Annotated in this window: 7 protein-coding genes and 1 pseudogene; 6 read left to right on the top strand and 2 right to left on the bottom strand. The window is 75.0% G+C overall.

The features are described from left to right. Nucleotides 1-140: 140 nt before the first annotated feature. Both ACGF5C_RS13930 and ACGF5C_RS13925 read right to left on the bottom strand, forming a co-directional pair. Nucleotides 141-1,373, bottom strand: a complete 1,233-nt coding sequence (locus ACGF5C_RS13930; RefSeq protein ID WP_393301065.1) for a WD40/YVTN/BNR-like repeat-containing protein — start codon at nt 1,371-1,373, stop codon at nt 141-143. Continuing rightward, nucleotides 1,360-1,923, bottom strand: coding sequence for an RNA polymerase sigma factor (locus ACGF5C_RS13925; protein WP_393301062.1), 564 nt, complete (start codon nt 1,921-1,923; stop codon nt 1,360-1,362). Before ACGF5C_RS13925 ends, ACGF5C_RS13930 begins: the two co-directional genes overlap by 14 nt. A 284-nt stretch (nt 1,924-2,207) precedes the next feature. Between ACGF5C_RS13925 and ACGF5C_RS13920 the strand changes: the two genes are divergently transcribed. From ACGF5C_RS13920 to ACGF5C_RS13895, 6 genes and pseudogenes are all read left to right on the top strand, one after another. Further along, on the top strand, nt 2,208-2,621 hold the full coding sequence (locus tag ACGF5C_RS13920; protein WP_393301099.1) for a hypothetical protein: 414 nt from the start codon (nt 2,208-2,210) through the stop codon (nt 2,619-2,621). 1 nt (nt 2,622) lies between these two features. Further along, on the top strand, nt 2,623-4,263 hold the full coding sequence (locus ACGF5C_RS13915; protein ID WP_393301059.1) for a cation acetate symporter: 1,641 nt from the start codon (nt 2,623-2,625) through the stop codon (nt 4,261-4,263). A gap of 96 nt (nt 4,264-4,359) precedes the next feature. Next, complete coding sequence (locus ACGF5C_RS13910) at nt 4,360-5,124, top strand: ABC transporter ATP-binding protein (RefSeq protein ID WP_393301056.1); 765 nt, start codon at nt 4,360-4,362, stop codon at nt 5,122-5,124. Next, nucleotides 5,109-6,809, top strand: a complete 1,701-nt coding sequence (locus tag ACGF5C_RS13905) for an ABC transporter permease (RefSeq protein ID WP_393301053.1) — start codon at nt 5,109-5,111, stop codon at nt 6,807-6,809. The genes ACGF5C_RS13910 and ACGF5C_RS13905 overlap by 16 nt, the downstream gene beginning before the upstream one ends. A gap of 108 nt (nt 6,810-6,917) precedes the next feature. Further along, the gene (locus ACGF5C_RS13900; protein WP_393301050.1) at nt 6,918-7,406 is read left to right on the top strand and encodes an SRPBCC family protein; all 489 of its coding nucleotides are present in this window, start codon (nt 6,918-6,920) and stop codon (nt 7,404-7,406) included. Nucleotides 7,407-7,510: 104 nt separating this feature from the next. Further along, nucleotides 7,511-8,047: pseudogene (locus ACGF5C_RS13895) on the top strand (flavin reductase family protein); the annotation flags it as partial. Nucleotides 8,048-8,275 lie beyond the last annotated feature (228 nt).

The raw sequence follows: 8,275 nt of genomic DNA, 5'->3' as shown, positions 1-8,275 counted from the left end.
GGGGGGTGTTGTCCCCCCCCCCCCCCCGGGGGGGGGGCCCCCCCCCCCCCCCCGGGGGGGGGGGGGGGGGGGGGGTGGGGGGGGGGGGGGGGGGGGGGGGGGGGCCCCCCCCCCCCCCCCGACGCCCCGTCGCCGGTCGTTCACTGGGGCAGCGGCAACCGGCTCCACGTCTCGCCGTCGGCGCTCACCTGGACGTGAGCCGTCGCGGGCTGGCTCGGGTCGTCGCGCCCGCCGAGCCAGACCAGACCCGGCGCCACCCCGGCCGTCCCCTCGGTGCCGACCCGCTCACCCCGGACGAAGTGCCGCCCGCCGTCCCGGCTGACCCAGACGTACGCGGTGGCACCACCCGCGAACTGTTCACCGACGAGGAGGACGCCATCCCGTCCGACCGTGAACGGCCTCAGCATGGAACTGGTGGGAAGATCGGTGCCGACGTCGGCCCAGGTTCGGCCGGCGTCCGTCGTGTGCAGCAGCCGCGACGAGCCGGTCGGCGGACCGTTCGTGCCCGTCGCGCGGGGCTCGGTGAGCAGGTACGCCTCGCGACCGCTGACCGCCCCGAGCGCGATCGGCGTCACGCCCTCCGGCACCTGCGACGTCCGCCAGGTCGCACCCCGGTCGACGGTGCTCGCGACGGTGGCTGCGCCCCCGAACTCGGGAGACGCCTCCACGAACCAGAGCGCGCCGTCGTCGCTCCGGTCCACGCTGCGCCGCGCGTGGGTCGCGGGTAGGTCCGCGAGCCGGTAGACGGTGTCCGTGCCGGGGTCGACCGCGAGCGGGCGCGTCATCGCCCCGCATCCGTTCTGGCAGGTCACCGGGCGCGCCCGCGCCGGGAACGCCTGCACGTCGGTCACCGCGGATTCGGCGTCCCGCCAGGTTCGGCCGCCGTCCGTCGAGAGGATCGCCTGGCCGTCGACGCTGACCAGGTAGGTCCGCTCGTCCAGCACCGTGTAGCGGACGTCGGACACGCCGAGACCCTCCGCGTCGGGGGTGGTGCCGCAGGCACCGTCGTACTCGGCCGTCCGCCATTCCGACCAAACCCGGCCGGCGTCCTCGGTGGCCGTGAAGCTGACCTGGCAGGGGTCCCGTACCTCGACGCCGACCGCGATCCGCTCGGTGAGCAGGAACAGTTCGCTGACCCCCCGCTCGGTCGGCGGGTCGGCCGGGTCCGTGCCCGCCCAGTTCACCCCGCCCGAATCCCCGGCGGACGGGACGAGGAACGACCCGGCCAGCGCGACCACCACGGCCAGCCCGGCCCCGGCCGCCCGGCGGCGACGACGCAGCCGCGCCGCGCGCCGGAGGTGGCCCAACGGCGGCTGCCGGACGGCCTCGGCGACGGTCTCGACGTCGAACCCGGTGAACTCACGATCGGACATCGGCCCTCCCGGTCTGCATGGTCTCGGCGGTGTCGGCGCGCTCCTGGTCGCGGTCGCGCCGAACCTCGTGGTCGCGGTCGTCGGTGAGCAGCGCCGCCAGCGCCTGCCGGCCGCGGGACAGGCGCGACTTGACCGTCCCGGCGGAGACGCCGAGCGTCGCCGCCACCTCGTCCACCGGCAGGTCGACCAGGTAGTGCAGGGCGAGCGCGTGCCGCTGCCCGTCGGGCAGCCCGCGCAGCGCGGCCAGCAACGCGAGGTGCTCCGGCGCGCGGTCGGCGACGGCGGGCGGCGGGCCGATCCGGCGCAGCAGCCCGTCGAGCACCCGCCGTCGCCGGTACCGGCTGCGGGCCACGTTCACCGCGACCCGCCGCAGCCACGACTCCGGGTTCTCCAGCCCGGCGAAGCGCCGGGGCGCGGCGAGCGCCCGGGTGAACGCCTCTTGGACCGCCTCCTGCGCCTCGCTCAGGTCGCCGGTCACCGCGTACAGCTGGACCACGAGCCGGCGGAAACAGCCGGCGTAGACCTCCGAGATCAGATCACCGTCGGACACCGTCACCTCCCTTCTTCATCTCTCCCACTCGCCGGCGGGGCAGAAGGTTCCGGTGACAGCGGTTTCCACGGAGTTATCCACAGGGGTGACGCGTTCTCCACAGGTTATGCACAACCCGGCGCGGACGGCCCCACCGACCGGCCGTGCACCGACGCGACGCCGACCCGCCCCCTTGACAATCGCGCTGATCAGGCGAGACTGCCGGGGTGGCCGCCGCCGACGATCGCGCCCGGGCGGCCCGGACCGCAGGCCGGCCCGGGCCGCCCGAACAGCCACGGCCGGAGGTGCCCGGGCAGCCCCGGCCGGGCGTACCGGGACAGGCTCCGGCCACCCGGCCCCGGGCCCGGATCGTGCTGGCCGAGGTGTCCCGCCGCGAGGACCGGGCGGAGCGCACCCGCGCCGAGCTGGCCCAGCAGACCCGGGTCGGCGAGGCGCTCGTCCGGGGGCTGGTCCGGGCCCAGTTCGCGCTGGCCCTGCGGCTCTCCCTGGTGGTGGCGATCGGGCTCGGCGGGTTGCCGTGGCTGTTCGCCATCGCGCCCGACGTCGGCCGGATCACCGTGCTCGGCGTCAACCTGCCCTGGCTGCTGCTCGGCGTGGTCTCGTTCCCGTTCCTGATCGCGGTCGGCTGGGCGTACGTGCGGCTCGCCGAGCGGAACGAGCAGGACTTCACCGACCTGGTCCAGCGGCCGGAGCGCTGACGTGGGCAACGATCTCGTCGTCCCGGCGATCGTGGCGGTCACCCTGGTCACCGTCGGCATCGGCTTCTACGGGCTGCGGCTGGCGCGCACCACCTCCGACTTCCTGGTCGCCTCGCGGGCGATCAGCCCGACCTGGAACGCGGCGGCGATCGGCGGGGAGTACCTCTCGGCGGCGAGCTTCCTCGGCGTCGCCGGGCTGATCCTCAAGTACGGCGTCGACGTGCTCTGGTACCCGGTGGGCTTCGCCGCCGGCTACCTCGCGCTGCTGCTCTTCGTGGCCGCGCCGCTGCGCCGCTCCGGCGCGTTCACCCTGCCGGACTTCTGCGAGCTGCGGCTCGGCTCGCGCCGGCTACGCACCCTCGCCACCGCCTTCGTGATCTTCATCGGCTGGCTCTACCTCGTGCCGCAGCTCCAGGGGGCGGGGCTGACGCTGGCCACGGTGACCGGCTCGCCGTACCCCCTGGGGGCCCTGCTGGTGGCCGTGGTGGTCACCGCGAACGTGGCGCTCGGCGGCATGCGCGCGATCACCTTCGTCCAGGCCTTCCAGTACTGGCTGAAGCTGACCGCGCTCGCCGTACCGGCGATCTTCCTGGCGTTGCAGTGGCAGGCCGACGCCCGGCCGGCGGTGACCCCGCCCGACGGGCCGGCGTTCCGGACCGCGACCACCGTCGTGGTCGAGCACCGCGCGACCCTCACCCTTCCCGACGGCCAGATCCGGGAGGTACGCCCCGGCGACGAGCTGTCGTTCGCCGCCGGTGACCCGGTGCCGGAGGTCTCCGGGGTGGCCATCGACGCGGCCGACTGGCTGCTGCCGAGCACCGCCGGGGACGACGACCGGGGCCTGTTCGCGACCTACTCGCTGATCCTGGCCACCTTCCTCGGCACCATGGGGCTGCCGCACGTGCTGGTGCGTTTCTACACCAACCCGGACGGCGCGGCCGCCCGGCGCACCACGCTGGTGGTGCTGGCCCTGGTCGGCGCGTTCTACCTGCTGCCCACCATCTACGGGGTGCTCGGCCGGATCTACACCCCGCAACTGCTCGTCACCGGCCAGACGGACGCGGTGGTGGTGCTGCTGCCCGGCGCCGCGCTGGGCGACGGGGCGACCGGGCGGCTGCTCGCCGCGCTGGTCGCGGCCGGCGCGTTCGCGGCCTTCCTGTCCACCTCGTCCGGGCTGCTCACCAGCGTCGCCGGGGTGATCTCGACCGACGTGCTCGGCCGGGGCTCGGTCCGCGGGTTCCGGCTGGCCACGGTGATCGCCGGCGGCGTGCCGGCGGTGCTCGCGCTCAACCTCGCCGGACTGGACGTGTCCCAGGTGGTCGGGCTGGCGTTCGCGGTCGCCGCGTCCAGCTTCTGTCCGCTGCTGGTGCTGGGCATCTGGTGGCGCGGGCTGACCGACCTCGGCGCCGCCGCCGGGATCCTGGTCGGCGGCGGGGCCGCTGTCGGGGCGGTGCTGGTCACCGTGCTCGGCCCGCCGCTGTCCGGCTGGCCGGCCACGCTCACCGCACAGCCGGCCGCGTGGACGGTGCCGCTGGCCTTCACCGTGATGGTGGCGGTGTCCGTGGCGACCCGCCGCCGGGCTCCGGCCGACGTCGGGGCCACCATGCTCCGGCTGCACGCGCCGGAGGCGCTGCGGCTGTGAGCGACCGCCGTCACGCCCCGGGTACGCCTCGGGGATGACGGGGGATCATCCTGCGGCCGGACCGTTGGCCGGCCGACGCCGGATACGGTCGGACACATGACTGCTGAGCACCCGGCTCTCTCCCTCCGTGGCCTGGCCAAACAGTTCGACGGCAAGGTCGCGGTGGCCGGTGTCGACCTGGACGTCCCGGCCGGCTCCTTCTACGGCCTGCTCGGCCCGAACGGCGCCGGCAAGACGACCACCCTGTCCATGGCGGTCGGCCTGCTCCGGCCCGACGCCGGTGGGACGTGGGTGCTGGGGCACGACGTCTGGGCCGACCCGGTGGCCGCGAAGCAGCTGCTCGGCGTGATGCCGGACGGCGTACGCCTCTTCGACCGGCTCAGCGGCGCGGAGCTGCTCGCGTACCACGGCCTGCTGCGGGGCATGGACCCGGCGGTGGTCGACCAGCGGGCGGCGGAGCTGCTGGACGTGCTCGCGCTCGGCGACGCCGGGCGGACCCTGGTGGTCGACTACTCCGCCGGCATGAAGAAGAAGATCGGCCTGGCCTGCGCGCTGCTGCACGGGCCCCGGCTGCTCGTGCTGGACGAGCCCTTCGAGGCGGTCGACCCGGTGTCTGCCGCGCTGATCCGGGACATCCTGCACCGGTACGTGACCGGGGGCGGGACCGTCGTCTTCTCCAGCCACGTCATGGAGGTCGTCGAGCGGCTCTGCTCGCACGTGGCGATCCTGGCGGCGGGCACCATCAAGCGGGTCGGCGCCATCGACGAGGTACGCGGTGGTCGGCCGCTGGAGCAGGTCTTCGTCGAGGTGGTCGGCGGCCGCACGGCGACCGGGGAGGAGCTGGCGTGGCTGTCGCGGTGACGCACCCGACCAGCCCGGCGACGGCGGTCCGACGGGTCTCCACCCGGCACTTCGTCCGGCTCAAGCTGCGGGTGATGGGCAACAACTTCCGGGGCCAGGGCTGGCGGGTCGGCCTCTTCGTGGCCGGCGTGCTGGCCGGCCTCTGGCTCGGCGGCACCGGCTTCTTCCTCTTCGCCGCGCCCGGTCTGGCCGACGGGGGCCGCTACGCGCTGATGGTCGCCTCCCTCGGCGGCGGCTTGGTCGTGCTCGGCTGGCTGCTGCTGCCGCTGGTCTTCTTCGGGGTGGACGAGACGCTGGACCCGGCCCGCTTCGCGCTGCTGCCGCTGCCCCGCCGCACGCTCGTCACCGGCCTGTTCGCCGCCGCCTTCGTCAGCGTCCCCACGGTCGCGATGCTGCTGGCCCTCTCCGGTCTGGTGGTCACCGCCGGGGCGCTGGGCGGCTGGCCCGCCGCCGCGGTGATGTCGGTCGGGGTGGTCGCCGGGCTGCTGCTCTGCGTCGCGGGGGCCCGGGCGGTCACCAGCGCGTTCGCCACGGCGCTGCGGTCCCGCCGGGTCCGTGACCTGGCCGCCGTGCTGCTCGCTGTGCTCGCCGCGCTGCTCGGCCCGTTGCAGCTCGCGGGCGTCGCCGCCCTCGGGGACGCGGACTGGGACCGGCTCGACGGCGTGGCCGAGGTGATCGGCTGGACGCCGTTCGGCGCCCCCTGGACGGCCGGCATCGACGTGGCCGAGGGCCGCGCCTGGGCCGCCCCGGTGAAGCTGCTGATCACGGCGGCGGCGATCGTCGCGCTGCTGGCCTGGTGGTCCCGCTCGCTCGAGTCGGCCATGGTGGGCGCGGCCAGCGCCGGCCCGCCCCGGGACCGACGCGGCGTGGCCGGCGGGGCGGTCGCCCAGCTCTTCCCGCGCGCGGTCGGCTGGGCCCGCCGGGACCGGTTCGGCGCGCTGGTCGCCCGGGAGGCCCGCTACTGGTGGCGGGACGCCCGGCGGCGGGCCAACCTGATCACCGTCGCGGTCGTCGGCCTCTTCGTGCCGGTCATGGTCAACCTCGGCGGCTCGGGCTTCAGCGTGGGGGCGGAGCAGGGGTTCAACGTCCCCGACACGGCGTCGCCGGTGCTGGTCAGCCTGTCGATGCTCTTCGTGGGCCTGCTCGCCGCGGTCACCCTGGCCAACCAGTTCGGCTTCGACGGCAGCGCGTACGCCGCGAACGTGGTGGCGGGCGTGCCGGGGCAGGTGGAGCTGCGCGCCCGGATGGCCGCGTTCTCGATCTACCTGCTGCCGATGCTGGCGGTGATCTCCGTGGTCGTGGCGGTGGTCCTCGGCGAGCCAGGCTGGATCGGGCTGATGGCGGGCACCCTGATCGCCACCTACGGCGCGGGGCTCGCCGTCAACACCTTCGTCTCGGTGCTCGGGGCGTACTCGCTGCCGGAGACGAGCAACCCGTTCGCGCTGAACAGCGGCGCCGGGGTGGCGAAGAGCTTCCTCACCCTGCTGTCCATGCTCGCCTCGGCGGTCGCCGCGGTGCCGATGGTGGTGGCCGCCGGGCTGCTCGGCGACGTCTGGCTCTGGCTGGCCCTGCCGCTCGGCGTGGCGTACGGCTTGGGCGCCGCGCTGCTCGGCGCGTACCTGGCCGGCGACGTGCTGGACCGCCGCATGCCCGAACTGCTCGCGACGGTCACTCCCCGCCGCTGACGCGAAGGCAACCCTCGATCGGCTGCACGTGCACCGCGCCCACCACGGTGTGCCGGGCAGAGCCGCGCCGCCGCGCCGGGGGTTGCCGGGCGGCGGCACAATGGCCGGATGCCCGTCGTCGAGGCGGTGGCGACCGTGCCGGTGCCACCCGAGTTGGCCTTCGCGGTCTCGCAGACCACCGCGCCGGTGCGCTACCGCTGGGACCCGTTCGTCCGAGAGCAGCACTTCGCCGACGGAGCGACCCGTCCCGGCAAGGGCGTCCGCACCTTCACCCGCTCCCGACACGGGCTGACCATGGTCAGCGAGTACATCTCCTGGGCGCCACCGAGCCACGTCGGCATGAAGATGGTGAGTGGTCCGTGGTTCTTCGAGATGTTCGCCGGCGGCTGGCGCTTCGCGCCCGCGTCCGAGCCGGGGTGGACGGTCGCCACGTGGCGGTACAGCTTCCGCTGTCGTCCGGCATTCCTACGTCCGGTCGCCGACCGGATCGGGGTCTGGCTGCTCCGCCGGGACATCCGCCGCCGGATCGCCGGTTACGCCGTCGGCTGCACCGACCCCGAGGTGCTGGCCGCCGCCCGCCGCGCCCTCACCGACTGAGCGCGAGCATGGTCGAGCCACAGTGGCGATGATCAGTTGATGGAAAACCAGGCGCAGACGGCGCTGGGCACCGGCTATCCATCAACTGATCATCGGGGTGGCCCGGCACAATGTTTCACGTGAATCATGAGCCGGGCGCCGAGATCCACCACACCGACCCGTTCGCCGTGCCCGCCGGGCAGCGCTCCCCCGTACGCCGGTTGCGGGGCCGGCTGGCCTCGCCGGTGACCCTCTGGACGGCGCCGGGGCCGGCGGGCCTGACGGTGTCGTCGACGCTGGTGGCGGAGGGCGAGCCGGACCGGCTGCTCGGCCTAGTCGACCCGGAGTCGGACCTGTGGGCGGCGGTCGAGTCCGCCGGCCGTTTCGCGGTGGCTCCGCTGAACCCGTCGCACCGGCAGCTCGCCGACCGGTTCGCCGGCCTCTTCCCGTCGCCGGGCGGTCTCTTCGCCACCGAGGCGTGGACCGACACGCCCTACGGTCCGGTGCCGACCGACGCCGGGGGCTGGGCGGGGTGCCGGCTCGACGCCGCCCGCGAGTACGGCTGGGGCCTGCTGGTGGAGGCCACCATCGAGGCCGTCGAGCTGACCGGGGAGACGGATCCGCTGCTGCACTACCGGGGCCGGTACCGCGAGCTGACCTGACGAGGACCGGCACGTCCCCGGACGACTGGCTGCGGAGCACCCGGCCCGGGCCGCCGGTTCGCGCCTCGTCGTGACCGGCGACCACCGTCCGGAGACGGGACCGTGCCGGGCCGGTGGCTCGACCCCGACGACCGTTCAGCGAAGTGAGCTGCGTCACTCGGCGCAGCCACCGTGCCGTTCGGCGCAGCCGCCGACCGGCGTCGATCTCAGCCTTCCCCGGCGGGGAGC

It is taken from the genome of Micromonospora sp. NPDC047620, assembly GCF_043205005.1.
Taxonomy (GTDB): domain Bacteria; phylum Actinomycetota; class Actinomycetes; order Mycobacteriales; family Micromonosporaceae; genus Micromonospora.
The sequence above is the reverse complement of the archived record's forward strand: the minus strand, read 5'-3'. Positions and strand labels throughout refer to the sequence as shown.

Bases quoted from the DNA above. Each gene is read 5' to 3' on its own strand.
- ACGF5C_RS13930 (WP_393301065.1), bottom strand. From the start codon at position 1,373: ATGTCCGATCGTGAGTTCACCGGGTTCGACGTCGAGACCGTCGCCGAG.
- ACGF5C_RS13910 (WP_393301056.1), top strand. From the start codon at position 4,360: ATGACTGCTGAGCACCCGGCTCTCTCCCTCCGTGGCCTGGCCAAACAG.
- ACGF5C_RS13900 (WP_393301050.1), top strand. From the start codon at position 6,918: ATGCCCGTCGTCGAGGCGGTGGCGACCGTGCCGGTGCCACCCGAGTTG.